The 406-nt window shown below is 62.3% G+C and carries 1 protein-coding gene; it reads left to right on the top strand.

The window, feature by feature from the left end; translation table 11 throughout:
- Positions 1-129: 129 nt before the first annotated feature.
- A partial coding sequence (locus tag ACWTU8_RS33110; RefSeq protein WP_455851413.1) for a LysR family transcriptional regulator occupies positions 130-406 on the top strand: 277 nt, incomplete at its 3' end.

Here is a 406-nt window from a genome sequence, read left to right as displayed (position 1 = left end):
CCCGTACTTGTCTGCTGGTTTGTCATTGAAATCTCTCCGTGTATTCAGTGACACGGACATAGACATGGCGATCTTCCGGATAATCAGCCGTCTCTTGACATCTCTATTCGGAAACTGCGAACAAAGAGCATGGATCGCCTGGACACGATGCGGCTCTTCGTTCGCGTGCTGGAGCGGCGCAGTTTCACCGCTGCCGCCGCCGATCTCGGCCTGCCGCGCTCAACCGCGACGGAAGCGATACGCCGGCTCGAAGAACATCTCGGCGCGCGTCTGCTGGAGCGGACGACGCGGCAGGTGAACGCCACGCAGGACGGCGAGGCCTATTACCGGCGCTGCCTGTCGATCCTGGCCGAGATCGAGGACGCCGAAGCCGCCTTCCGCAAGGCCGAGCCCTTCGGCCTGCTGC

This window comes from Mesorhizobium sp. BHbdii (assembly GCF_053848045.1).
This window is presented reverse-complemented; position numbering and strand designations above follow the sequence as displayed.